The organism is Nocardia sp. CC201C (genome assembly GCF_030010695.1).
GTDB lineage: Bacteria > Actinomycetota > Actinomycetes > Mycobacteriales > Mycobacteriaceae > Nocardia > Nocardia otitidiscaviarum.
This window is the reverse complement of sequence record NZ_JASCXP010000049.1, coordinates 1-26,546: the sequence shown is the minus strand read 5'-3', so window position 1 is coordinate 26,546 and position 26,546 is coordinate 1. Positions and strand designations below refer to the sequence as shown.

Here is a 26,546-nt window from a genome sequence, read left to right as displayed (position 1 = left end):
GGGCGGCGCTTTATCTAAATTGTGGCCCGCGGCGTTTCCACCGCCGACACCTCGGTGCTGGACGCGGAAATCGTGGTGGACCAACACCATCCGAGCCTGTTCGACCATCCGCTGGACCACATTCCGGGTGCGGTGATCTTCGAGGCGTTCCGGCAGACCGCGGTGGTGGCCGCGCACGAACTCTTCGGCCTCTCCCCGCAGCGCCTGGTGCTCACCACCGTGCGCGCCACCTTCCTGCGCTTCGGCGAGCTCGAACTGGCCACCCGCACCCGCGCGCAACCGTTGCCGGTCACCGGCGATCACACCGTGGAGTTCAGCATCGAGATGGTGCAGGGCGATGCCGTGATCACCGAGGGGTTGGTGGCGCTGCGGCGGCCGGGCCGCGCGCCGATGCCGGGGGTGCGCGCATGAGCATGGTGTATCTCGACTTCGGGGGCGTGCTCTCGCCGCCCATCGTGGAGCTGTTCGAGGCGTACGAACGCAAGACCGGCATCGCCCCGGCGGCGCTGCGATGGGCCATGGCTCGCGTGGCCGCCGACCTGGGCGTGGCGCCGCTGGCCCCGATCGAACTGGCCATGCTGCCGGAGACCGAGTGGGTGGATCGCCTGCACGCCGCCCTGCGCGAGCGCGATCCCGCCATCGACCTCTCCCGCAGCGAACGCGAGTTCGGCGCGCAGTGGTTCGCCGGTCACGAGGTGAATCCGCTTGTGCGGCAACTGGTGTTCGACCTGCGTGCGCGTGGTCACCGGGTCGGCATCCTCACCAACAATGTGGTCGAGTGGGAGCCGGTCTGGCGGCGCATGGTCGATCTCGACGACGCGGTCGACCACATCGTGGACTCGTGCCGGGTCGGGGTGCGCAAACCGGATCCCGCCATCTTCGACCTCGCGCGGGAACGCGCCGGGATGCCCGCCGACGAGTGCGTGCTGGTGGACGATCTCGCCGAGAACTGCGCCGCCGCCATCGCGGCGGGCTGGCGCGCGGTGCGCTTCGTCGACGCGGCGCAGGCGATCGCGGAGCTGAACGCCCGGCTCGATGAGCGGTCGCCGCTGTCCGCCGCGGTCACGGGGGAGCGGGCATGACCGAGTCGATGGTAAAACCAGATGTCGCGCAGCGCCTTCCGGTGGAGCGGCGGGGCCTGCTGCTGGCCGCGGTGTTGGTGGCCGTGCTGGTGGTGCCCACCGGAGTCTCCGGCACCGGTGTCGCGCTGCCCCGCATCGCCGAGGATCTCGGCAATGCCCCCGCCCAGTTGCAGTGGGTGGTGAACGGTTTCAATCTCACCTTCGCGGCCTTCAGCCTGGTGGCCGGATCGCTCGCCGACCATCTCGGCCTGCGCCGCGGTTTTCTGGTCGGCTCGGCCCTGTTCTTCCTGGCCTCGGTGGTGAGCGCGGTGGCCCCGACCATCCTGGTGCTCGATATCGCCCGCGCGCTGGCCGGGGTCGGCGCGGCCACCATCTTCGCCTGCGGCGGCGCGCTGCTGTCGTCGACATTCGACGGAGCGGAGCGGACCCGGGTGTTCGCGCTGTTCGGCACGGTGGCCGGGGTGGGGCTCGGCTTCGGGCCGTCGATTTCCGCGGCGGCCATCGGGCTGGTCGGTTGGCCGGGCATGTTCGCGGTGAACGCGCTGCTGATCCTGCTGGCCTTCGGGTTGGCGGCGGTCTGCGGCATTCGCGACGTGGCGCACGCCGAGCGGCCGCGCATCGACTATCGGGGTGCGGCGCTGTTCGCCTCCGGTCTGGCGCTGGTGATCGCGGGCATCGTGCAGTCCAACACCTGGGGCTGGGCCGGGCCGGGCACCCTCGTGCTGCTGGTCGCCGGTGCGCTCGTGCTGGCGGGATTCGCCGCGGCGCAACGGCGTACGGCCAATCCGCTGCTGGATCTGTCCCTGCTGCGCAACCCCACCCTGGTCGGACTGCTGCTGGTGCCGGTGGCGGGTGCGGTCGGTTTCGTGGCGCTGCTGACCTACTTCCCGACCTTCCTGACCGTGGTCTGGGATATGCCGACCACCACCGTCGGCGCGGTCATGCTGATTATGACGGTGCCGGTGGTCGTCGCCCCGATCATCGCCGGACGCCTTGCCCACCAGGGCGTTTCACCACGGGTGATCCTGACGGTGAGTGTCGCGCTGTACGTGCTGGGCGCGGCCTGGCTGACCGTGGTCGGCGTGGATCGGAACATCGCGCTCATCGTCGGCCCGCTGGTGCTGCTCGGGGCGGGATTCGGACTGGGGGTGGGCCTCGTCGACGGCCAGGCCATCGGTTCGGTGCCGCCCGCCCGGGCGGGCATGGTGTCGGGTCTGGTCTCCACGGTGCGGCTCGGCAGCGAGGCCGTGGTGGTGGCCGTGTACGGCTCGGTGCTGGCCACCGTGGTCGGCGGCCGGGTGCGTGAACTGCTGCCCGACACACTCGGTCCGGCGGTCGTCGACCAGGCCGCCGCCGCCACCGCCGCCGGCGATCTGTCCGCCGTCGATCCCGCCGTGGACACCGCCGTGCTGGCCTCGGCCTACAACGGCGCCATCCACCCCGTGCTGTGGGTGCTGGCGGCGCTCTCCCTGCTGTTCGTCCTACTGGTCGCGGTGCTGCTGCGACCCGAATCCGAGGACCCGCGATGACTCTCAGCCTGCCCGACACCCGCATCCGCGTCACCGACATCCCCCACCTGGACACCCCCGAGCCGTTCGTGCGGCGACTGCCGGACGAACCGGACGGCTTCGACCGCATCGAACTGCCCAGCGGCCACACCGCCGTCTGCCTGAGCGGCTACCACGATGTGCGAACCCTGTTGCTGGACAGCACATCCAGCCGCGAACTGTGCAATGTGGACGGCGGTCCGTCCTTCATGCCGACCAACTGGGCTCCGGAGGTGCTGATCAATCTGGACGCACCCGTGCACGGGGTGGTGCGTCGCTTCGTCTCGCACGAATTCAGCGCCCGCGCGCTGTCCGCCTGGGAACCGACGGTGGCCAGGTTCACCGCCGCGGCCTTCGACCGACTCACCGCCGCGGCCGATCCCGACCTGGTCCGCGATGTGTTCCGCGTCGTTCCGGCGCAGACCGCCCTGGCGCTGCTCGGCGTTCCGCTCGAACACGCCGCCTGGATGAACGAGCGCGGTCGCATCGTGCAGTACGCCGATCGCGACGATATCGCCGGTATCGAGACGGCGTGGATCGAACTGTGGAGCTGGGTCGGTCGCCTACTCGCCGACGACAGCCTGCACGACGACACCGGCCTGCTGGCCGTCTACAAGCGCCGCGCGGCCGAACCGGAGTTCGCCGCCGTGGACACCGGGCTGTTGCAGGGCACGGTGATGGGCATCGTGCTGGGCGGCGACAACAATATCGCCACCATGCTCGCCAAGACCGCCTACGCCGCGTTGGCGCATCCGCCGCTGTACCGGCGGGTCGCCGCCGATCCGGTGCGTTACGTGCCGCGCCTGGTGGACGAGATCCTGCGCCTGATGCCGCTCGGCACCCCGGGCGCGTTCCCGCGCATGCTGACCAATCCGCTGGTCACCGCCACGGGCGCGCTGCCGGCGGGCAGCATCGTCTACCCGTGGGTCACGGCCGCCAACCGTGACCCGGAGGTGTTCCCCGACCCGCTGGTCATCGACCTGGAGCGACCCGCGCGCCAGCACCTGCAATACGGGTACGGCATGCACCGCTGCATGGGGTCGGCGCTGTCGCAAATGGAACTGATCGCGGTGCTGACCGAGCTGTTCCGGCGCTGTCCCGATGCCGAACTCGCCGTCGATCCCGCGGCGGTGCCGTGGGATTTCGGGATCGGACTGCGGCGGCCCGCGGCCCTGCCGATCCGGCCCCGGTAGCCGATCGACGTGACGGATGTGACCGACAGGAAGGAGCCGAGGATGACGCAGCACTGTGAGGTGGCCGTGGTCGGCGGCGGCCCGGTGGGCATGCTGGTGGCCGGGGAGCTCGCGCTGCACGGTGTTTCGGTCGTGGTGCTGGAGACCCGCACCGAGGTGAGCGAGCAGCCCAAGGCGGGCACCTATCACGCGCGGGCCATTCAGACCCTGGCGCGGCGCGGCATCCTGCGCTTCCCGCGAGTGGACGCCGACTACCGGGACATCGTGCGGGAGCCCTTCCAGTTCGCCGGATATCCGTGGCTCACGCTGCGCACCCGGGCCATCGAGGGCCCGGTCATGATCGGGCTCGCCCAGGCCGACCTGGAGCGGGCGCTGGGAGAGCGCGCGGCGAATCTGGGCGCGCTCATCCGGCGCGGTCACACCGTCACCGCGGTCCGGCAGGATTCCGGCCGCGCCACGCTCTCCGTTCGTGAGGGGACGGAGAGCTACACGCTCACAGCGGATTACGCGATCGGCTGCGACGGCCCACGCGGTATCGTCCGGGAATCCGGGGACTTCCCCACGGTGGAGTATCCGCCCACCCTGCGCGCCATGCTCGGCATGGCGCGGCTGCCCCATCCGGAGCAGCTACGGCCGGGCTGGCAGCCCACCCCGCGCGGGTGGACACTGTTGAACCTGAATCGATTCGGTTCCAGCCGCATCATCACCTTCGAATTCGACGGGCCGGAACCCGATCGGCGGCGGCCGATCACGGCGGCGGAGTTCGCGGCGGCGGTCGAGCGCATCACCGGTCGGCCGGTGGAATTGCGGGATCTGGAGTACACCAGCAGATTCAGCGACTTCACCCGCCTGGTCACCGACTACCGGGACGGGCGGCTGTTCGTGGCCGGAGATGCCGCCCACGTGCACTACCCGCTGGGTGGGCAAGGGCTCAACACCGGTTTGCAGGATGCGGTGAATCTGGGCTGGAAGCTGGTCTCGGTACTGCGTGGCGGCGCGAATCCCGCGATGCTGGACAGCTATTCGACCGAACGGCAGCCGGTGGCGGCGCGGCTGGTGGAGAACACGCGCGTGCAGGCGATGCTCATGAATCCCGCACCCGACCATGATCCGCTGCGCGGATTCGTGCGGGAACTGCTCAGCAATCCGGACGCCCACGACCGGCTCGCCGACACCGTCAACGGTGAATCGGTGAGCTATCCGGGAGCGCCCGACGACGGCGCGTGGGCGGGTGAGTTCTTCCCGAACCTCACCGTCGAGGTGCCGGGCGCGGGCGCGCGCACCATCGGCGATCTGCTCACGGCCGGACGCGCGGTGCTGCTGACCGCCGAACCGGCCGTCGACCGCGCCGTGCCGATCCACCCGCTCGTCGACGTGGTCGCGGTGGACCGGTTGCCGGAGGGCATACCGCCGGTCGTGCTCATCCGCCCGGACGGCTATGTCGCCTGGTCCGGCGACGGTGTCCGCGATACCGGCGGTGCGCTGCGCCCCGGTTTCGCCGCCGCGCTCGCCTTCTGGTTCGGCACCGCGACGGCCGGGGATCCGGTGGGCTCGGGCGGGATCCGAGGTGAGTTTGCTGGCTGATCTCTGGACTGCGGACCCTGCGCATGTTCGTTACCATCGGCAACCATGGAGGGCCGGGGGTATCGCGGTGGGTGATGGTGAGTGGCTGGTCATCGAGACACTGTCGGATGCCCCGACAGTGGTTGCCGCTGGTTCGCGTGCGCGCAAATGGCGGCCGCTGAGCAATGTGTTCCGGGGCAGCTCGCTGGCCATGGTGCACAAACTGGTGGGCGTCGTGGTCGACAATCTCAAGGATTCACAGACGCTGGTCGATCTGACCCCCGGTACCCGGCTCGCCTACGCCCGGCCGATTCTCGGCCCCGGTCGCCAGGTGCACGCGGTCATGGTGTGGCTGGGCAGCCGCGATGAGAACCCGCCACCGCCGCCCGGTGCGCTCGGCTGGACCTGGGATGTGACCGACCCCGGCCGACCGCGGGCGGTGCCCCATCCCGGCACGGCGGCGTTCTACGGATTCCCGGACGCGAGCGAACCGTCCATCACCGAGGTGCTGTCCACCCTGATCGGGCTGCCCGAGATCGCCGGGGCGCTGGCCGCCATCGATACCGCGGCCGCCGATGCCACCGGAACGGGGGAGTGGCTCATGCGTCGACCGGACGGCCGAATCATGAAAGTGCGGTATGCCTTTCGCGGTGCTCATCGGGAGGGACGGCTGCTGCTGCACGGAATCAGCCAGGAGTTGCCGGACCAACCGCCCACACCGGCGGAGCTGTTGAGCGCCGACGTGCTGGCGGCGGTGGCGGCGGACGCCCGCCCCGCGCTGGTGCACACCGCCTCGGGGCGGGTGCGGGCCTGGCTCACCGCCCCAGCGGATTTCCTGCCCGCGGCGGTGGTGCGCGGCGAGGCATCCGCACCCGCCGGACCCTCGATACTGTTGCCCGGACTGCCCGAATCGACTGCGCTGCGGGTGATCCCACCGCCGTAGTCCCGAATCGACGGGGAGGCACCATGGCCCGTGTTCGCACACCCCGCCTGGGTGTCATCTGCGCCGGTATCGCGCTGGAAAGCTACGACTGGGTGCTGTACGCACTGCTGGTGGCCTACTTCGCGCCGGTCTTCTTCGCCGGTGACCTGCGGCGGTCGCTGCTCTTCGGATTCGGTGTGTTCGCCGCTGGATTCGTGGCGCGCCCGCTCGGCGGTGTGCTGCTGGGCCGGTTGGCGGATCGTCGCGGGCGGCGGATCGCCATGCTGGTCTGCGTCGCGGGCGCCGGGACGGCCGCGTACGGCATGGCGCTGACACCCGGGACGGCGGTGATCGGTCCCGCCGCACCCGTGCTGGTGCTGGTGTGGCGGCTGCTGCTCGGGCTGACCCAGGGCGGTGAACTGCCGGTGGCGCAGACCTATCTCTACGAGTGCGCGCCGCCCGCCCGGACCGGCCTGTTCACCAGCATGTTCTACGTCTTCGCCGCCGCGGGCAAGCTGGCCGCGAGTGTGCTCGCGGCCGTGCTGGTATCGGTTCTGGGCAGGCAGGCGCTGCTGGACGGCTGGTGGCGGTTGCCGTTCCTGCTGGGCGGGATCGCGGCCACCGCGTTCTTCCTGCTGCGGCTGCGGCTCCCGGACACCCGGGCGGCGTGGGAACCCGAGCCCCGGCCGGTGCGCGATCGGCGTGCGCTGCTGGGCCCGATGGCCGTGGTAGCGGGGCTGACGGTCGGCGTCACCTCCGCGTACTACCTGTGGACCGCCGCGCCCACCGCCTACGCCCTGACCGTGCTGGGCCTGGACGACGACGGGGTGCTGTGGGCCGGTGTCGGCGCGACCGTGGTCTTCGCGCTGGCCCTGCCCGCGTTCGGTCTGCTCGGCGACCGGATCGGCGTGCGGCGCACGCTCTTCGGCGGCACCCTCGCCATGGCCGCCGCGACCATTCCGCTGCACCTGCTGCTGGAGCACGCCACCCCGGTGACCTACTGGGCGGTCATCCTCATCGCCACCGTGCTGCTGGCCTGCCTGTGCGCCACCCTGCCCGCCAGCATGTCGGCGCTGTTCCCCGCCCGGCACCGCGCGCTCGGCCAGGCGTTGCCCTATGGCATCACCGTCGCCGTATTCGGCGGCACCACACCGTTCTTCGAGCAGATGACCGCCACCTCCGACCTGGTACTTCCCGCCTACGTGGTGGTATTGCTGCTGGTGAGCGCCTGGACCAATCTGGCGTCCGCGCGGCGAGACCAGCAGGCACGGGGTTCCGTTGCTGAAAGTTTGCCGATAGTGTGGTCAAGGTGAACGTGACACGAGAGGCGCTGCGCGCCGCCAGAGCCAGATACACCGCGGCCGTCCACGAGTACGCCGCCGCGGGGCAGGATCGTCTGGAACTGTTCTCCAATGCCGTTGCCGCAGGGTGGGATTCCCTGGAAGCCGCCACCGAACTCGGCATTCCCGGTCTGTTCACCCCGGATGGTACCGATGTGTCCCCGCCAGGCACGGATACGCCCGGCTCACCCGCCCGCGATTTGCTGTGAGTGGGCGGGCGCCCGGATATGCCGGGCGCCCGCGGTATTCGACGTGGTCAGGCCGCCAGCGCCGGCCGCGGTGTGCGGTCCGCCGCCGTGGGCCATCGGGGATGGTCGGCGTCGATGACATAGGGGTGGGTGTGCCGGTAGTGCCGATCGCTCACGCGCACGGCGTCGGCGAGGCGGGCCGGGTCGATGCTGCCGACCTCGTGCAGGTGGGTGATCACCTCCGGGTCGTGGCGCGGCCACATCCGCGCGGCCACCGCGATGCCCGCGAGCGCGAGGACGCCGAGGGCGGTCCAGGTGGGGGTGAAACCGGCGGCGGTGGTGAGCCATCCGGCGATGGGGTATGTGATCAGCCAGGCCAGGTGCGAGAGCGAGAACTGGGCGGCGAAGAGGGCGGGGCGGTCCGCCGGTCGCGAGGAGCGCCGCAGGACCTGACCGGTGGGGGTCAGAACGGCGGCGGTGCCCGCGCCGACGACGGCCCAGATCATGGCGGCCGCGGTCCAGCGCCATCCGCCCGTGCCCGCCAGGGAAAGCGCGACGGCGGCGGCGAGCGCCGTGGCCAGGGTGGCGGCGCCGGTCAGCATGACCGGCCGTGCGCCGAGGCGGTCGAGTACGCGCGGCAGTGCCAGTGCGACGAGCATGGTGCCGAAACCATTGGCGGCCAGCAGCAGTGCCACGCCGGACTGGGTGCCGCCGAGGGTGTCGCGCACGTAGTTGACGGTATTGATCATGATCATCGACCCGGCGGCGGCCACCACCAGATTCAGGCCGAGTAGCCCGCGCAGCCGGGGCGTCGCGGCGAATATCCGCATCCCGACCGCGATCCGGTCGGCGAAGCCGCCCGAGGTCGCCCCGGTGGCGTTCGGAACGCGGGTGCCGAGCACCAGGGCGGCCGAGACGGCGAAACCGATGGCGGTGCCGACGAACAGCCAGTGGTAGCTGATCACGGCCAGGGCCGCGGCGGCGAGTGCGGGGCTCAGCAGCGTCTCCATGGTGGCGGCCAACTGGGCGGCGGACAGTGCGCGGGTGTACTCGCGCTCGTCGGGCAGGATGTCGGGAATGATCGCCTGATAGGTCGGAGTGAAGGCGGCCGAAGCGGTGTGGAGCACCGCGATCAGCGCGTAGATCTGCCAGACCTGATCGATGAACGGCAGGGCCAGCACCACCGCGGCGCGAACGGCGTTGAGCGACACCAGGAACGCGCGGCGCGGGAACCGGTCGGCATAGGCGGCGACGATCGGCGCGACCGTCACGTAGACGAGCATCTTGATGGTCAGTGCGGTGCCGAGTACGGCGGCGGCGTCACCACCGGCGAACTCGTAGGCGAGCAATCCCAGTGCGACGGTGGTCAGTCCGGTGCCGAACAGCGCGGACAGCTGCGCGACGAAGAGTCGGAGATAGTCGTGATGGGCGAACAGGGTGGCGGTCGAAGGCGTGGTACGCATCGGGGCACTTCCTGGGAGTGGGCTGGGGTGGCGGTTCGCGGGCATGGGGACATCGGCACTCGCACATGGCGGTCTCCTCTCGGGTGGTCGTCGCGAGACCGGAAATGTATACCCCATGGGGGTATGTGGCAAGCGAGGGTACGGTGACGTCGGCTACTCTGCACTGCCGTGCGAACGATCAAAGCTGGCGTAATCGCCGCGGCGCTCGCCGCGGCCACCATGACCGCGACCGGTACGGCGGGAGCCGACGAACCCGCGCCCGGAGGTGGCGACGAGACGATATCCGTCGACATCACCCTGCTCGGCTGCTCCATCGGCGCCGGTCTGGGTACGGACCTGGCGCTGGCCCTCGCCGCCGGGCAGGGGTCGAGCGCGACGGTCGACTCCGGGCTGGTGGCGCGGCTGCGCGCCGCGGGATGTCTGCCCTGGCGGTGATCGACTAGCGGGACCGGGCGTCGAGCGCCGCGGCGATGCGGCGGAGAGCGGCGTCGGTGGTCATCCGCCAGTGCGTGGTGGACACCGGGAGGTTGTGGATCGCCCCGGTGACCGCCGCCCGCCACGTCGCCGCGCCGCTGGTTCCGGTCGGATCGTCCAGCGCGGCGGTGAAGTAGACGACATCACCGGCGAAGGGGCGCGGACGATAGGCCGCGACCAGGGCCGCCGAGTCGAAGGCGGCGGTGACGACGCGTTCGATGCGGTCGGTGCCGAAGGAGCCGAACGGTTCCGGGAGCGTGCGCATGAGCTCGGCCAGCCGGGCCGGGTCCGGATCGTCGCCCGGCTCCAGGTCGGCGGCGCGCTCGCCCAACAGCCCGCCGAGCAGGTCCGCCACGGTGACGGACGTCCTTGCGGCACTGAGTGTTTCAGTGCCGGGTGTTTCAGTGCCGGGTGTTTCGGCGCGGGACGGTTCGCCGGGTGTTCCGGCTGGCGTGTGGTGCAGGTGGCTGTCCATGACCGCGAGCAGCGCGACCTGCTCGCCCTCGTCCTGGAGCTGGACCGCCATGGCGTGGGCGAGTACACCGCCGAGCGACCAGCCCAGCAGATGATAGGGCCCGTCGGGCTGCACGGCGCGCAGCTGTTTGACGTACAGCCGCGCCCAATCCTCGATCGAATCGGGCAGGGGCGCGGTCGAACTGAGTGCGGGTGATTGCAGACCGTAGATCGGTCGGTCGGTGTGGGCCGCCAGGCCCGCGAACGACCAGGCGACGCCGGCGATGGGATGGACGCAGAACAGCGGTTCACGGCTGGGGTCGCCACCGTGCAGCGGCAGCAGGATATCGAAGGCGGCCTCGGCACCGGCACAGTCGGAGCCCCGGTTGCGCAACTGCGCGACGATGCCGGACGGGGTGGGCGTGGTGAACATCCACAGCACCGGAACCACCTCGGCCACGGCGGTACTCAGCCGGGCCACCAGGTCGGTGGCGAGCAGGGAGTTGCCGCCGAGCTCGAAGAAGTTGTCGTCCAGGCCGATGCGATCGCGGCCCAGCACATCGGCGAAGGTCTCGCAGACCGCGGTCTCCAGGGCCGTCACCGGGGCGCGGTGGGTGCGGGACGCGAATTCCGGTGCGGGCAGCGCGTTTCGGTCGAGTTTGCCGACCGAGGTCAGCGGCAGCCGATCGAGCACCACGACGGCGGCGGGCACCATATGCGCGGGCAGCGCCGCCGCGGCCCAGGCGAGCAGCCGCGCCGAGTCCGTCGCGCCGTCTCGGACTCCGACCACATACGACACCAGAACGGTTGCCCCGGCCGGGGTTTCCCGACCCACCGTGACCGCGGAGTCGACCTCCGGATGTGCGGCCAGTACGGCATCGATCTCGCCGAGTTCGATGCGGAAGCCGTTGATCTTGACCTGGAAGTCGGTGCGGCCCCTATGGTCGAGTTCACCGGCCGCCGTCCACGCCACCACATCGCCGGTGCGGTACATGCGTGCACCCGGCCGGAACGGATCGGCGACGAAGCGCTCGGCCGTCAGTCGCGCCCGGTCGACATAGCCGCGCGCCAGCTGCGCCCCGGCCAGATACAGCTCGCCGGGGACACCGACCGGCACCGGGCGCAGCCGTGCGTCCAGCACGTACACCCGGCTGTTCCACACCGGGGCGCCGATCGGAACCGACACGGTATCGGCCGCGGTGACGCGATGGCTGGTGATCGACACCGCCGTCTCGGTGGGACCGTAGAGGTTGGCCAGGGTCGACTGCGGTGCGGCGGCGACGCAGCGGTGCGCGAGTGCGGCGGGCAGCGTCTCGCCGATGGCCAGAATGCGGCGCAGGGAGCCGGGTAGCCGCCCGGTCAGCAGCGCCTCCAGCATGGACGGCACCGCATGCAGGGTGGTGACGCCCTCGCGGGCCATGAGGGCGGTGAGGTGGGCCGGGTCGCGGTGCCCGTCCGGCGCGGCGAGCACCAGACGGCCACCACAGGCGGCGGCGGACCAGAACTCCCACACCGACAGGTCGAAGGTCGCCGCCGTCTTCACCAGCACCGCGTCCGCCGCGGTCATCCCGAATTCCGCTGTCTTCCAGCGCAACTGGTTGACGATCGCGCCGTGGGTCACCACCACGCCCTTGGGACGGCCGGTGGAACCCGAGGTGAAGATGACATAGGCCGCATGGCCGGGTCGCACGGGCGCGCGCCGCTCGGCGGCCGTGATCGGGTCCGCGCTCGCCGTATCGCCGTCGAGCGCGTCCACGGTGACCACCGGTGCGGCGGCGGTGGCGAAACCGGTTGCGGCATCGGTCAGCACGCACACCGGTGCCGCCGTGGTCAGGATGTAGTCGGTGCGGGTGGCGGGCTGATCGGGATCCACGGGTACGTACGCGCCACCGGCGCGGCTGACCGCGTACATCGCGACCACCAGTCGCACGGAGCGCCGCATGGCCAGCGCGACCCGTGATTCCGGTCCGACGCCGAGCGAGATCAGGTGTCGCGCCAGCCGGTTCACCCGGGCGTCGAGATCGCGGTAGGTCCAGCGCTCACCGTCGGCGGCCACCACGGCGACCGCGTCGGGGGTGGCCGCGACCGCGGCGTCGAGCAGCGACACCAGCGTCTCGGTCGCATCCGTCGGATGCGCGGTGTCGCACGCCGAGCGCATCCGCGCCCGTTCCGCGGGCAGCAGCACATCGATGGCGTCGAGCCGCACGCGCGGATCGGCCACCACCGCGTCGAGCACCCGCAGGAAGCGGTCCGCGAAACCCCGTGCGGTCGATTCGTCGAACAGATCCGCGGCATAGGTGAGCGCGCCGCCGATGCCCGCGGGCGCGCCGTGCGCGTCGTAGACGTCGGCCAGGATCAGGTGCAGATCGAATTGGGACAGCTGCCGATCCGCCGACAGCGCGGTCACCCGCAGGCCGGGCAGCTCCATCGTCACCGGGGCCAGATTCTGGAAGGACAGGCCCACCTGGAACAGCGGATGCCGGGCGGTGGACCGGGCCGGATTCAGCACCTCGACCAGCCGCTCGAACGGCACATCGGCGTGTGCGAACGCTTGGATGTCGGTGTCGCGCTGCCGATCCAGCAGTTCGGTGAAATCCAGATCCGCCTCCACCCGGGTGCGGAAGACCAGGGTGTTGACGAACATGCCGATGAGATCGTCCAGTTCGGCCGCACCGCGCCCGGCGATGGGGGTGCCGACGGCGATGTCGTCGCTGCCCGACAGCCGGGACAGCAGGAGCGCGAACGCGGTGTGCACCACCATGAACAGTGTCGCGCCCCGCGTGCGCCCCATCTCCACCAGTGCCGCATGGGTGCTCGCGTCGATACCGAGTTCGACCCGTCCACCGGCGTACGACCGCACCGCCGGGCGCGGACGGTCCGCGGGCAGGTCCAGCTGATCCGGCAATCCGGCGAGTGCGTCGCGCCAGTAGGCGATCTGCCGGGCCGCCGGTGAGTCCGGATCCGCCTCGCTGCCGAGCAGGTCGCGCTGCCACAGCGCGTAATCGGCGTACTGCACGGGCAGCGGGTTCCATTCCGGTGCCCGGCCCGCGGCGCGAGCCGCGTAGGCCGCCACCAGATCCCGGGTGAGCGGCCCGCCCGAGTAGCCGTCACCGCTGATGTGGTGGACGACCAGGGCCAGCACGAATTCGTCGGTGTCCACTCGCCACAGCGCCGCCCGCAGCGGCACCCGCGCTGTCACGTCGAATGCGGTCGCCGCCAGGTCGGCGACTGCCGCGGCGACCTCGGCGGCGGGCAGCGCGCCCACCTCGAGCCGGGGTACGCCGCCGTCCTCGGGCGGCAGCACGACCTGCACCGGGCCATCGTCGTGGTGCGGGTAGACGGTGCGCAGAATCTCGTGGCGCAGCACCAGATCGGTGAACGCCCGCCGCATGGCCTCGATATCCACCGCGCCGCTGATGCGCAGCGCGACCGGGATGTTGTAGGCGGCGGATTCGGCGTCGAACCGGTTGAGGAACCACATCCGCCGCTGCGCGGGAGACAGCGGAATCCGTTCCGGCCGTGGACCCGACACCAGTGCGGGACGTGCCGGAGCGCCGCCGATCGCCGCCAGTTCGGACGCCAGGCCCGCGACGGTCGGCGCGGTGAACACCAGCCGCACCGGCACCGGCGCACCGGCCGCCGCGCCGAGCCGGGCGCTGACCCGGGTGGCGAGCAGCGAGTTGCCGCCCAATGCGAAGAAGTCGTCGTCCGCGCCGACTCGCTCGAGCCCGAGCACCTCGGCGAACACCTCCGCGACGGTCCGCTCGGGCACGGTCGCGGGCGCTCGGTACGCGCGCGGGTGGAAACTCGGTTCGGGCAACGCCTTTCGGTCGAGCTTGCCGACGGCGGTCAGGGGAAGCGCATCCAGCGCGACAATGGCAGCGGGCACCATGTACGACGGCAGGCGATCCGCCGCCCAGCGGGTCAGCTCCGCCGTATCGACGGCGTGGCCCACCACATAGGACACCAGGGACGCCGCGCCGTCGCCCTGCTCGCGTCCGATGGTCGCCGCGGCGCGCACCTCCGGATGCGCGGTGAGCACCGCGTCGATCTCGCCGAGTTCGATGCGGTATCCGCGAATCTTGACCTGGAAGTCGGTGCGGCCCACGTATTCCAGCGTGCCGCCGACCGCTCCGGCGGCCGGAACGCCGACCCAGCGCACCAGATCGCCGGTGCGGTACATGCGCTCGCCCGGCACACCCCAGGGGTGCGCGACGAATCGCTCGGCGGTGGTGGCGCGGCGGTTGTGATAGCCGCGCGCCAGGCCCGGACCGGCCAGATACAGTTCGCCCACCACACCCGGTGGCACCGGCCGCAGCCGGTCGTCGAGCACCGCGGCCCAGCCGGCGGGTATCGGACGGCCGATCGACACCGGTTCGCCCGCCCGCAGCGTGGTGTAGGTCGCGCCGATGGTGGCCTCGGTGGGGCCGTAGCCGTTGAGGAAGCGCCGCCCCGGCTGCCAGCGGGCCAGCAGGTCCCCGGTGGTGGCCTCGCCGCCCGCGGACACCACCGCGAGATCGTCGAGCCCGGTCGGGTCGACGGTGTCGAGCAGGGCGGGCGTGATGATGGTGTGCGTCACCCGCTCGGTGCGCAGCAGCTCGTGCAGTTCGGCGCCGCCGACCGTATCCGCCGGGGCGAGCACCAGGGTGGCGCCGCTGTAGCAGGCGGTGGCGATCTCCTCGAGCGATTGGTCGAAGCAGGGCGAACAGACGTGCAGCATGCGGGAATCGGGGTCGAGCCGCAGCAGTTCGGCGGAATGGCCGACGAGTGCGCCGAGCCCGGCGTGGGTGACGGTGACGCCCTTGGGGCGGCCCGTCGATCCGGAGGTGTAGATCACGTACGCCGCGTGGGAGGGACGCAGCGGCGCCCGGCGATCCGCGTCGGTCACCGCCGCCGGGGACCGATCCGCGCACACGGCGGGATCGTCGAGCGTCAGCCAGTCCACGGCGTCGGGCAGTGCGGGCAGCTGTTCGGTGAGCGTGATCCCCAGGGCGGCTTCGGAATCGGTCAGCATGAGCCGGATGCGCTCCACCGGATGGGTGGGGTCCAGCGGCAGATATGCGCCACCGGCCTTGGCGACCGCCCAGATGGCCGCCACCATGCGGTAGGAGCGCCGCAATGCCAGCGCCACCACGGTGTCGGGCCCCACGCCGCGCTCGATCAGCACCCGCGCCAGCCGGGAGGAGTGATCGTCCAGTTCTCCGTAGGTGTACGAGCGACCGCCCGCGCGTACGGCGACGCGATCTCGGCCGAATTCGGTTCCCCGAGTGAGCAGATCGGGCAGCGCGCCCACGGCGGTCGGCACCCCGCCGCCCATGCGGGTGAGGCGCTCGTACTCGTCGTCGACGAGCAGGGGCAGATCCGCCACCCGGGTGTCGGGCCGCTCGGCGACCGCCGCGAGCATCCGGACCACCCGCCGGGCGAAGACGGCCGCGCCGTCGGTGTCGAAGACCCGGGCGGCGAACGCCAGCTCACCCTGGCCGTCGGACGACATGCTCAGCGCCACATCGGCATGCGGGTCCGGTGGACGCTGGAAGGACAGCGCCACCCGGAACAGCGGCTGCCGGGCGGCGATCAGCGCGGCGACCTCGTCGAGCCCGATATCGGCGTGCTCGAACGCCGCCACCGCGTCGCGGTGCGCCCGGGGAAGCAGGTCTCGGAAGGGGGCGGCGTTGTCCACCCGCGTCCGCAGTACCAGTGCGGCGCGGTCACCGCCCGGCCGCGGGGCGCCCAGCGCGATATCGTCGACACCCGCCAGCCGCCCGATCGCCGCCGCCACGGCCGTGCGTACCACCGTGGTCCAGGCCACCCCGGTGCGGTCCGCGAGCCGGTGCAGGCCCTCCCGGACCGGGGCGGGGACCGAGAAGGTCACGCGCCCACGGGAATTCGGGCCAGCGGCCCGGTGCACCGGCAGTTCCGGTCGCTCGGGCAGTCCGGCCAGCGCGGTACGCCAGTAGCGGGAGCGCGAGATCGTATCGCCGGATTCGCGGTCGAGTTCCCGGGCGAAGGCGGCGGCCGTGCGGTCCGGGTCCGCGAGCAGCCCGGTCAGCACCCGGTGCAGGCGGTCTGCGACGGCCCGCGCCGTCGCGTCGGCGACCAGGTCGCGCCGGTACTTCACCCGCATCAGCGTGCGCTGTTCCAGGAAGACCAGCACCGTGATCGGATAGTGCGTGAAGTCCTCGGCCTCGATGTCCTCGATCCGCAGCCCGTCGATGGCCGCACCGGCCCGCCGCAGCCCCGCCACATCCACCGGGTAGGACTCGAAAACCAGCATGGTGTCGAACAATTCACCGCGTCCGACCGCGCGCTGAATGGCACCGAGCCCCAGGTGGTGATGGTCCAGCAGGGCGGCCTGCTCGGCCTGCACACCATCCATCAGCGACCGTGCGGTGGTCCCCGCGTCGAAGCGGACGCGCACCGGAATGGCGTCCACGAACAGGCCGATCATCTCGCCGATGCCGTCGAGCTGCGCGGGCCTGCCGGAGATGGTGGCCCCGAAGAGTACGTCCTCCCGACCGGTGCTGCCCGCGATGGTCAGCCCCCACGCCGTCTGGAGCACCGTATTGGCGGTCACCTCGGCCGCGGCGGCGTAGGCGGTGAGCGCGGCGGTCTGTTCGTTCGACAGCTCGACATCACAGCGCCCGAAACCGGTTCCGGTCGCGGCGGGCCAGGTCAGCTCGGGGGCGAGCAGGGTGGGTGAGGCGCCGGTCAGCGCCTCGGACCAGGCGCGCGCCGCGGCCGGGCGATCCTGCTGGGCGAGCCAGCGCAGATAGTCGCGATACGGCCGGACCGGCGGCAGCGCCGCGGTGTCGCCGCCGGTCGCGTACAGCACCAGCAGCTCCCGCATGAGCAGTGGCATGGACCAGCCGTCGAGCAGGATGTGATGGCCGGTGAGCACGAGGTGGCGCGCCCCGGAATCGGTGGCGTACACCGTGAATCGCAGCAGGGGCGCGACCGCGGGATCGAAACTGCGGCGCTGCTCGGCGGCGATCAGCTCCGGCAGTTCGGCCGCGGTGACGCCCTCGACGACCCGCAGCGGCACCTCCAGGTCGTCCACCACCACCTGCACCGGGGTGCCGTCCGCGGCGGCGACGAAGGCGGAACGCAGATTCGCATGCCGGTCCAGCATGGCGCGCGCGGCGCGGCGCAGCCGGGGAGTGTCCAGATCTCCGGTGAGGCGCACGGCGAGCTGGATGATGTAGGCGTCGACGGAGCCGTCGAGCAATTCCATGAGCACCCGCAGCGAATCCTGCAGCGGCGCCAGCGGCAGCACGTCCGACAGGCCCGGATGGTCGGCGTGCCAGCGGTCCAGCTCGGCCTGGGACACCCGTACCAGCGGGACGTCGGACGGGGTGAGCCCACCGGCCGCGCGGTCGCGCGCATGCTCGGCCAGCGTGGTGAGCGCGGCGACGAAGTCGGCGGCCAGTTCGGTCACCGCGGCCTCGTCGAGAATGCCGCCCGCATAACCGAATCCGAGTTCGAGCCGGGGACCGTCGGGTGTCTCTGCGGTGATCGCGTTGATGTCGACGACGGTGCCCAGCGGCACGGCGGGGTCGTAGTCGACCTCGAGGTCGCCCAGCGCGGCGGTCGGCATCCAGTCGTGCGCGACGGCGTCGGCGGATACGCCCGTGCGGCCCAGATAGTTGAAGCCGAGCTGGCCGATATCCCCGGTGAGCCGGTCGGCGGCGGTGCGTTCGAGGTGACGCAGCAGGCCGAAGCCCATCCCTTTGTCGGGCACCGCGAGCAGCTGTTCCTTGACGGATTTGATCACCGCTCCCGGATCGGTGTCCGGCAGCCCGGTCAGGTCGATCGCCACCGGATGCACGCTGGTGAACCAGCCCAGGGTGCGGTTCAGGTCCGCGCCCGGCACCACGGTTTCCTCGCGCCCGTGGCCCTCCAGCCGGATTCGGGTGACCGGGGCCGCGATGCCGCGCCGGGATCGCCAGGCGCGCACCGCCATGGCCAGCGCCGCCAGCAGCCCGTCATTGACGCCGCCGCGATAGCGGGCGGGCAGGGTGGTCAGGATCGACTCGGTGATCTCCGCCGGTACCGGCACCGTGACCGACCGCAGCGTGGCCTGCGTGTCGACGGTGGGATCGAGTGCCCGCGCGCCCAGCGGCGGGTCCGGGGTGGCCAGCACCCCCAGCCAGTAGTCGATTTCGCCGATGCGGTCGCGGGCCGCGTCCACCAGGCCGTGCGCCCAGCGACGGAAGGACGTACCGGTCGGCGGCAGCGCGATCGGCCGCCCGGCCGCATACTGCGCCCAGGCCGTGGCCAGGTCCGGAATGAGGATGCGCCACGACACGCCGTCGATCACATAGTGGTGCGCGGCGATGACGAGCACGTCGGCGGCGTCGGGGCGGCGCAGCCACACGCAGGCGAGCATCCGGCCGGTGGCGGGGGCCAGCGCCGCCAGGGCGGAATCGACCGCGGCACCGCCGATCCGGGCGAGTTCCGCGCGGTCGACGCCCGGGGGCACCGCCGTGTCCGTGATCAGCGTTTCGGCGTCGACGGCGGGGCGGGGCAGCGTCTCGAACCGCCAGCGGTCCGCGTCCCGCCACACCCGGGAGCGCAGGATCTCGTGTCGGTCCAGCACCGCGTCCAGCGTGGCGACCAGTCCGGCGCGGTCGATGCCCTCCGGCAGCGCCAGCACCATGGTCTGCGCGAATCGGTCGGCGGAACCGGTGGCCAGGAATTCCGCGAGCACCGGGGTCAGCGGGATCTCACCCACGCCCCCGCCGGGTAGCTCCGCCAGTGCCGGTGGTGCCGCATCGCATCCCACGCTCGCCACCCGGGCCAGGGCGGCCACGGTGCGCTGTTCGAATACGTCCCGGGCGGTGAAGACGATGCCCGCAGCCTTGGCCCGCGACACCAGCTGGATGGACATGATGCTGTCGCCGCCGATGGCGAAGAAGGACTCGTCCACGCCGACCGACGCGACACCGAGCACCTGGGCGAACAATTCGGCCAGCCGGGTCTCGACCGGTCCCCGGGGCGCGCGCGTCACCGCCGTCGCGAACACCGGTTCCGGCAGGGCGCGGTGATCGAGTTTGCCGTGGGCGGTCAGTGGCACCTCGTCGATCACCAGCACCGCGGCGGGCACCATATGCGCGGGCAGCACAGCCGCGGCATGGGTGGTGAGGGCGGCGGTGTCGACCGTGCGGCCCGGTGCCGCGCGGACATACGACACCAGTGCGGTGGCTCCCGACGGCAGCGTCCGGCCCAGGGTGACCGCGAAGTCGATATCGGCGTGCGCGGTGAGCACCGCGTCGATCTCACCGAGTTCCACCCGGAAGCCGCGCACCTTGACCTGGGTGTCGGTGCGGCCGACGTAGTCGAGCAGCCAGCGCACCGCGGGATCGGCGACATTCCCGGCGCGTTCGTGCGGCGCGGCGTACCAGCGCACCACGTCACCGGTGCGGTACATGCGCGCGCCCGGTTCGCCCCACGGATCGGCGAGGAAGCGGGCGGCGGTCGCCCCGGGCCGGTTGCGATAGCCACGGGCCAGACCGCCGCCCGCCAGATACAGCTCACCCGCGACGCCCGGCGGAACGGGCCGCAGGCGGGCGTCGAGCACCAGCGCGGACATGCCGCGCACCGGCTCGCCGATCGTAATGCGCTGTCCCGGTTCCAGTTCCGCGTAGGAGGAGATGATGGTGGTCTCGGTCGGGCCGTAACCGTTCAGGTAGCGCCGCCCCGGCTGCCAGCGGGCCAGCAGTTCTGGGGTCGTCACATCGCCGCCCACCGACAGCACCGCCAGCGCGTCCAGTCCGGCCGGATCGACGGTGCCCAGGACGGCGGGGGTGATGATGGCGTGGGTGACCGCCTCGGTGCGCAGCAGCTCGGCCAGCTCGGTGCCACCGATGATCTCCGGCGGCGTGATGACCAGCGTCGCGCCCACCGACAGCGCGCACAGCCACTCCAGGACCGACGGATCGAAGCTCGGTGAGCAGATGTGCAGGAAGCGGTGGTGCGGTTCCAGCTCGTAGCGCCGCACCGCCTCGTCGAGCAGACCGCCCAGACCCGTATGGGTGACGGTGACGCCCTTGGGCAGGCCCGTCGAACCCGAGGTGTAGATGACGTAGGCGGGATTGTGCATGCGCAGTGGCGCACGGCGATCGGCGTCGGAGACCGCGTCGCCGGACCGCGCCGCGCGGTCCCGCTCGATGTCCGGATCGTCGAGCAGCAGCCAGGGGATGTCACCGGGCAGCCGGTCGGCGTACTCGGTGGTGGTAATGCCCAGTGCCGCACCGGAATCGGTCACCATGTGCCGCATGCGCTCGACCGGATGGGCCGGGTCGACCGGGACGTGCGCGCCACCGGCCTTGGCGACGGCGAGCACGGTGAGCACCATCTCGGAGGAGCGCGGCAGCGCCACGGCGACCAACTGCTCCGGGCCGACGCCCCGGTCGATCAGCAGGCGCGCCAATCGCGAACTGGCGGAGTCGAGTTCGCCGTAATCGAGGGAGCGGCCCCGGTAGCGCACCGCCACCCGGTCCGCGCCCAGCGCCAGCCCGCGGGTGAGCAGGTCCGGCAGCAGACCGGTGGCCATGACGGCGTCGGGGGCCACCGCGGTCAGCAGGGCCAGTTCGTCGGCCGCCAGCAGCGGCAGATCGCCGACCGGTCGCGACGGCTCCCGGAGGGCGGCGCGGAGCAGGCGTCGGAAGCGACGCGCGAACACCTCGACGGTGGGCCGGTCGAACAGCTCCGGCGCATAACCGAATTCGACGGTGCTGCCGCGCTCGGGCAGCCGCAGCGTCAACTCGCAGGAGCGGTCGGGGAGCGTGGGTCCGGCGGACACCATGGTCCGCACGGGACCGTCGAAGGGCAGGTCCGCGTGCGCGAAGGCTTGCCGGGCACTGTCGTCGGCGTGGGCGACGAGCCGTTCGAAACCGTCGTCACCGGGAACGGCGGTCCGCAGCAACACGATATCGTCCGAATTCACGGCGCTCGGAGCGCCGATGGCGATATCGGTAGCGCCCGACAGCCGGGCGAGCAGCACCGCGAAGGCGGCGTGCGCGACGGTGAATACGGTGGTGTCTCGGGACCGCGCGAAATCCGGGAGCAGCTGCCGTATTTCGGCGTCGAGGTCGATCTCCAGCCGTGCGGCGGCGGTGGCGCCCGCGGCGGTGCGCGGCCGATCCACCGGCAGATTCAACTCCTCGGGCGGCTCGGCGAGCGCCTCCCGCCAGTAGCGGGCGTGGGCGATCATGTCGCCGCCGGCGTCGAGCCGCGCCGCCAGCTGTGCTGGCGTGCGCTCGGGTGCCGCCACGAATTCCCCGACCAGTGACCGCAATCGGTCCGCCAGCGCCTGCGCGCACGCGGCCGTGACGGTATCGCGGCGGTACTGCACCGCGATGCGCACCCGCGCTCGCACCTCGACCTCGACGGCCACCGGATAGTGCGTGAAGTTCACCGCCCGGAGGCCGTCGATCTCCAGGCCGTCGATGGTGCCGTACGCCTGCCGCAGTCCGTCCGCGTCCACCGGATAGGACTCGAAGGCCAGCAGCGAGTCGAACAGCTCGCCCGCACCCGCGGTGCGCTGAATCTCGTTGAGGCCCATGTGATGTGCGTCGAGCAGTGCGACCTGTTCGTGCTGGAGTCTCGTCAGCAGATGCCGTACCGGTTCGTCGGCGTCGAAGCGCACCCGCACCGGAATGGTGTTCGCGAACAGGCCGACCATATCGTCGACGCCGTCGAGTTGGGGCGGCCGTCCGGACACCACCGCGCCGAAGACCACGTCGTCGCGTCCCACACAGCTCGCCAGCACCAGCCCCCAGGCCGCCTGCACCACCGTGTTCACGGTGACCTCGGCGGCCGCGGCCGCGTCGAGCAGTGCGGCGGTGTCGGTTTCGGTCAGATCGGCGGTACACACCCCGTGTCCGGCATCCGGTTCCGCGGGTCCGGTGAGGACCGTGCTCACCCGGGTCGGCGACACGCCTTCCAGCGCGCTGCGCCACGCCTGGGTGGCGGCGTCCCGATCGCGGCGCGCCAGCCACGCGAGATAGTCGCGATACGGGCGCACCGGCGGCAGCACCGTCGAATCACCGTGCGCGGCATAGGAAAGCAGTAGTTCCTTCATGAGCAGTGGCATGGACCAGCCGTCCAGCAGCAGATGGTGCGCGGTCAACACCAGATGGGTGCGCCCGGAATCGGTGCGGTACACCGTGAACCGCAGCAGCGGGGGAACCGTGAGATCGAATCCGCGCCGCTGCTCGGCGGACAGCAGCGCCGCCGGATCGGTGTCGGGACCGTCGAGCACGCACCACGGCACCGCCACGCCCTCGGCCACCAGTTGCACCGGGGTGCCGTCGGCGGTGGTGACGAAGGCCGTGCGCAGCACCGCGTGCCGGTCGAGCATGCCCTGCGCGGCCCGCCGCAGCCGCTCCAGATCGACCGCGCCGGACAGTTCCATGGCCCACTGGAGCAGATACGGATCGGCCTCGGCCTCCGACACCTGGGTGAGGAACAGCAGTCCGAGCTGGAGCGGGGACAGCGGCAGCACGTCCACCAGCCCCGGATAGGCGGTCTGCCAGTGCTCGAGCTCGCCCTGGCGGACCCGCACCAGCGGGACATCGGACGGGGTCAGGCCACCGGCCGTCGGATCGTGCGCGTGATCGGCGAGGACGGTCAGCGCCGCCACCCAGTCCGCGGCCAGCTCGCGCACGGCTGCCTCGTCGAGGATCTCGGCGGCGTAGGCGAACGACGCGGACAGCCGCGCACCGGTCTCATCCTCGGCCACCACCGCGTTGACATCCACCAGCGCGGGTGCGGGCATGGTCGGATCCTGGTGCGCGCGGGGCTCACCCCAGTCGGCGGTGGGTAGCCAACCGCCGTCGGCCAGGGCATCGGGGATATCGCCCGCCGAAACGCGGCCGAGATAGTTGAAGCCGACCTGCCCCAGGTCACCGGCGAGTCGCGTCCCGGCGTCCGGGTGCAGATACCGCAGGATGCCGAAGCCGATGCCGTGGTCGGGCACCGCGATGAGCTGCTCCTTGACCGCCTTCAGCAGCGCCGCGGTCGCGGTTCCACCCTGCCACGCGGCCTCGGTGTCGATGCCGGACAGATCCAGCGCCACCGGATACATGCTCGTGAACCAGCCGACCGTGCGCGTCAGGTCGGCGCCGGGCACCACCTGCTCCTCGCGGCCGTGTCCCTCGAGTCGGATACGCGTTGCCGCGCTGTCGATTCCACGCCGGGCGCGCCACGTGCGCACCGCCAGCGCCAGTGCCGCCAGCAGACCGTCGTCGACGCCGCCCCGGTAGCGGGTGCGCAGGTCGGTCAGCACCGCGTGGGTGACGGCGGGCGGCAGTTCGACACTGAACTGCCGGACGGTCGCCGCGGTGTCGACGCGCGGGTCCAGCGGCCGGGTGCCGAGCGGGGGATCGGCGATCGCCAGGGTTCGCAGCCAGTGATCGAGTTCGTCGGCGCGGGTGGCCGCGACCTCGGCCAGGCCGTGCGCCCAACGCCGGAAGGAGGTGCCGACCGGGGGCAGGGCGATCGTCCGGCCCGCCGTGTGCTGCGCCCAGGCGGTGACCAGGTCCGATATCAGGATGCGCCACGAAACACCGTCGATCACATAGTGATTGGCGGCGAGCACGAGTGCGTCGGGGCCGTCCGGGCGGGACAGCCAGACGCAGGCGATCATCCGACCGGTGGCCGGGTCGAGGGTGTCCAGCGCGGAGTCCAGTGCGGCACCGGCGATCTCGCTCAACTCGTCGACCGTGCGGTCGGCGGGGGCGTCCACGCGGGTGAGCAGGTCGCCCGCAGCCACCGCACCGGGCGGCAGGGCGCGCAGTTCCCAGCGGCCGTCCACGCACCGCACCCGGGTACGCAACATGTCGTGGTGGTCCAGGACCGCGGTCAGCACGGCGACCAGTCCGGCCCGGTCCACCCGTTCGGGCAGGGCGAGCACCAGTTGCTGGGTGAACCGGCCGTATGAGCGGCCGTCGGCCAGATGCGCCGCGAGCACCGGGGTCAGCGGCATGTCGCCGACACCGCCGCCGGGCAGTTCCGCGAGTGCCGGCACCGCGTCCGCGCCCACTACCGCGACCCGCGCCAACGCGGCGACGGTGCGATGTTCGAACACATCGCGCGGCGTGAAGACGATACCGGCCGCGCGTGCCCGCGACACCAGCTGGATCGAGAGGATACTGTCACCGCCCACGGCGAAGAACGAGTCCTCCGCGCCGACCCGCACCCCGAGCACCTGGGTGAACAGTTCGGCGATGCTGGTCTCCAACGGCCCCACCGGATCTCGGGACACCGTCGTCTCGAACACCGGTTCCGGCAGCGCCCGCCGGTCCAGTTTGCCGTTGGGGGTCAGCGGAATCGAGTCGAGCGTGATGACGGCCGACGGCACCATGTGGCCCGGCAGCGACGCGCCCGCGAAGGCGGTGAGCTCGCCCGTGTCCACGGCGACGCCCGCGCGCGGCAGCACATACGACACCAGCACCGTCGCCCCGGACGGGGCGCGGGTGCCCATCGTGGTCGCGAAGTCGATATCGGGGTGCGCGGTGAGCGCGGCGTCGATCTCGCCCAGTTCGACCCGGAAACCGCGGATCTTCACCTGGAAATCCGAGCGGCCCACGTACTCGAGCGCGCCGTCCGCGCGGCGGCGCACCAGATCTCCGGTGCGGTACATCCGTGCGCCCGCCCCGGCGAACGGTCCGGCCACGAACCGCTCGGCCGTCAGCCCCGGCCGTCCGAGATACCCCTGCGCCAGTGCGGGGCCGGACAGGTAGAGCTCACCGACAACGTCGTCGGGTACCGGACGCAGCCGCGAATCCAGCACCGCCGCACCGATACCCGGGAGCGCCGTGCCGATGGTGACGGGCTCGTCCGCGGTGAGCGCCGCACTGCTGGTCGCGAGCACCGTCGCCTCGGTGGGGCCGTAGCCGTTGCAGAACGACCGCCCGGCCGCCCACCGGCGCACCAGGGTCGGTCCGAACGCGTCACCGGCCACCACCACGACCCGCAGCTCGTCCAGTCCGGCCGGATCGACCGTCTCCAGCGCCGCCGGGGTGATGAGCATATGGGTCACCCGCGCGCTCCGCAGCAGCCGGGCGAGATCGTCGCCGCCGAAGGCGGTCGGGGGCGCGATCACCAGGGTCGCGCCGGTGCTGAACGCGAGCAGCAATTCCAGTACGGAGACATCGAAGTTCGGGGAGCAGACGTGCAGCACCCGGGCGTGGGCGTCCACGCGATAGCGTTCCCGCGCGGCCGCCACCAGTGGCGCGAGACCGGTGTGGGTCACCACGACGCCCTTCGGGCGACCGGTGGAGCCCGAGGTGTAGATGACGTAGGCCGGATGCCGTTCGGTCAGGGTGCGCACCCGGTCCACATAGGAGACCGGATGTGCGGGCTGCCGTGCGATCCGCTCCCGCTGCGCCGGATCATCCAGTTCGAGCCAGTCGATCGCGGTATCGAGTCCGGTCGGCAGCGTCCCGGTCACCCCGAGCACCGCACCCGAGTCCGCCACGATGAACGCGGCGCGCTCCGGCGGCAGCGTCGGATCGACCGGCAGGTACGCGGCGCCGGTCTTGGCGACGGCCCAAACCGCCAGCACCGATTCGACCGAGCGGGTGAACCCGATGGCGACCACGTCGCCCGGCCCGACGCCCCGGGCGATCAGCTCCCGTGCCAGCCGCGACGACGACGCGTCCAGCTCCTGATAGCTGATCTCCCGCCGCGCGCCGACCTCCCCGGTCGGATCATAGCTGATGGCAATGGAATCCGACGCGCTCTCGATCGCACTGGTGAGCAGCTGTACGAACAGCGGGCTGCTGGACCGGCGGCGGCTGCGTTCTCGAACGGTGCGACGAACCCTGTCCATTCGAGTACTGCAATCCTCTCGCGTCGAGCCCGTGGTGTGTAGATACCGACGGACCCGGCCGTGAGTGACCGGGAAGACATCGATTCTGGGGGCATTCGGGGACATATCAGACCACAGGTTGCCCAGCCGTGTGCACTCACCCGCTTTCTTCGCAGGCCGGGACGGTCGAGGGTTGCCGATCCGTAGCCATTCGCCGAGCCGTAAACGATCTCGAGCCCCGATAGCTCATGGCTATTCCGGATTGATAGCCATAAGGGTGGGGGTGCGAAGTCGGGGTGATCCCGGATGTGTCGCGCGGGCGTCGCTCGCACACTCGAATAGTCGATATCGACTGATCCAGGAACGAGGTACCCGATGTCGGTCGGAAAATCCGCCGAGCCCCGCACCGCGGCCGCAGCGCGGCCCGCCCGTGCGCTGCTGATCGCCTTCTGCTGCGCCGCCCTGCTCGCGCTCGTGGTGCCGGCGGTCTTCCCGCCCTACCTGCCG

11 protein-coding genes are annotated in these 26,546 nt (G+C 71.6%); 9 read left to right on the top strand and 2 right to left on the bottom strand.

Going from position 1 to position 26,546, the window contains the following annotated elements:
- Positions 1-21: 21 nt before the first annotated feature.
- The 8 genes from QK444_RS08140 to QK444_RS08105 all read left to right on the top strand — a co-directional run bounded on the left by QK444_RS08140 (position 22) and on the right by QK444_RS08105 (position 7,856).
- A complete protein-coding gene (locus tag QK444_RS08140; protein WP_282778627.1) occupies positions 22-411 on the top strand; it encodes an AfsA-related hotdog domain-containing protein in 390 nt (129 codons plus the stop codon).
- Positions 408-1,082 carry an HAD family phosphatase gene (locus QK444_RS08135; protein ID WP_282778625.1) on the top strand — a complete coding sequence of 225 codons (675 nt, stop codon included), beginning with the start codon at positions 408-410 and terminating at the stop codon, positions 1,080-1,082. Before QK444_RS08140 ends, QK444_RS08135 begins: the two co-directional genes overlap by 4 nt.
- Positions 1,079-2,611: an MFS transporter gene (locus tag QK444_RS08130; RefSeq protein ID WP_282778623.1), complete on the top strand. Its 1,533-nt coding sequence runs from the start codon at positions 1,079-1,081 to the stop codon at positions 2,609-2,611. Before QK444_RS08135 ends, QK444_RS08130 begins: the two co-directional genes overlap by 4 nt.
- Positions 2,608-3,822: a cytochrome P450 gene (locus QK444_RS08125; RefSeq protein WP_282778621.1), complete on the top strand. Its 1,215-nt coding sequence runs from the start codon at positions 2,608-2,610 to the stop codon at positions 3,820-3,822. Before QK444_RS08130 ends, QK444_RS08125 begins: the two co-directional genes overlap by 4 nt.
- Before the next feature lie 42 nt (positions 3,823-3,864).
- Entirely contained in the window at positions 3,865-5,406 is a 1,542-nt protein-coding gene (locus QK444_RS08120) for an FAD-dependent monooxygenase (protein ID WP_282778619.1), read from the top strand.
- A gap of 67 nt (positions 5,407-5,473) precedes the next feature.
- Entirely contained in the window at positions 5,474-6,328 is an 855-nt protein-coding gene (locus QK444_RS08115; protein ID WP_282778617.1) for a GAF domain-containing protein, read from the top strand.
- Between the two features lie 23 nt (positions 6,329-6,351).
- Positions 6,352-7,620, top strand: coding sequence for an MFS transporter (locus tag QK444_RS08110; RefSeq protein WP_282778615.1), 1,269 nt, complete (start codon positions 6,352-6,354; stop codon positions 7,618-7,620).
- Complete coding sequence (locus tag QK444_RS08105; RefSeq protein WP_282778614.1) at positions 7,617-7,856, top strand: hypothetical protein; 240 nt, start codon at positions 7,617-7,619, stop codon at positions 7,854-7,856. Before QK444_RS08110 ends, QK444_RS08105 begins: the two co-directional genes overlap by 4 nt.
- Positions 7,857-7,903: 47 nt before the next feature.
- Here the strand turns inward: QK444_RS08105 and QK444_RS08100 are convergent, their stop codons facing one another.
- A complete protein-coding gene (locus QK444_RS08100) occupies positions 7,904-9,298 on the bottom strand; it encodes an MFS transporter (protein WP_282778612.1) in 1,395 nt (464 codons plus the stop codon).
- Between the two features lie 168 nt (positions 9,299-9,466).
- Between QK444_RS08100 and QK444_RS08095 the strand changes: the two genes are divergently transcribed.
- On the top strand, positions 9,467-9,733 hold the full coding sequence (locus QK444_RS08095) for a hypothetical protein (protein WP_029932128.1): 267 nt from the start codon (positions 9,467-9,469) through the stop codon (positions 9,731-9,733).
- Between the two features lie 4 nt (positions 9,734-9,737).
- Here QK444_RS08095 and QK444_RS08090 read toward each other — a convergent pair whose 3' ends face one another.
- Positions 9,738-26,060: a non-ribosomal peptide synthetase gene (locus tag QK444_RS08090; protein WP_282778609.1), complete on the bottom strand. Its 16,323-nt coding sequence runs from the start codon at positions 26,058-26,060 to the stop codon at positions 9,738-9,740.
- Positions 26,061-26,546: the final 486 nt, after the last annotated feature.

Excerpts from the sequence above, each read along its gene's own strand:
- QK444_RS08120 (WP_282778619.1), top strand. The coding sequence starts at position 3,865 with ATGACGCAGCACTGTGAGGTGGCCGTGGTCGGCGGCGGCCCGGTGGGC.
- QK444_RS08125 (WP_282778621.1), top strand. The coding sequence starts at position 2,608 with ATGACTCTCAGCCTGCCCGACACCCGCATCCGCGTCACCGACATCCCC.
- QK444_RS08130 (WP_282778623.1), top strand. The coding sequence starts at position 1,079 with ATGACCGAGTCGATGGTAAAACCAGATGTCGCGCAGCGCCTTCCGGTG.
- QK444_RS08135 (WP_282778625.1), top strand. The coding sequence starts at position 408 with ATGAGCATGGTGTATCTCGACTTCGGGGGCGTGCTCTCGCCGCCCATC.
- QK444_RS08090 (WP_282778609.1), bottom strand. The coding sequence starts at position 26,060 with ATGGACAGGGTTCGTCGCACCGTTCGAGAACGCAGCCGCCGCCGGTCC.
- QK444_RS08100 (WP_282778612.1), bottom strand. The coding sequence starts at position 9,298 with ATGCGTACCACGCCTTCGACCGCCACCCTGTTCGCCCATCACGACTAT.
- QK444_RS08110 (WP_282778615.1), top strand. The coding sequence starts at position 6,352 with ATGGCCCGTGTTCGCACACCCCGCCTGGGTGTCATCTGCGCCGGTATC.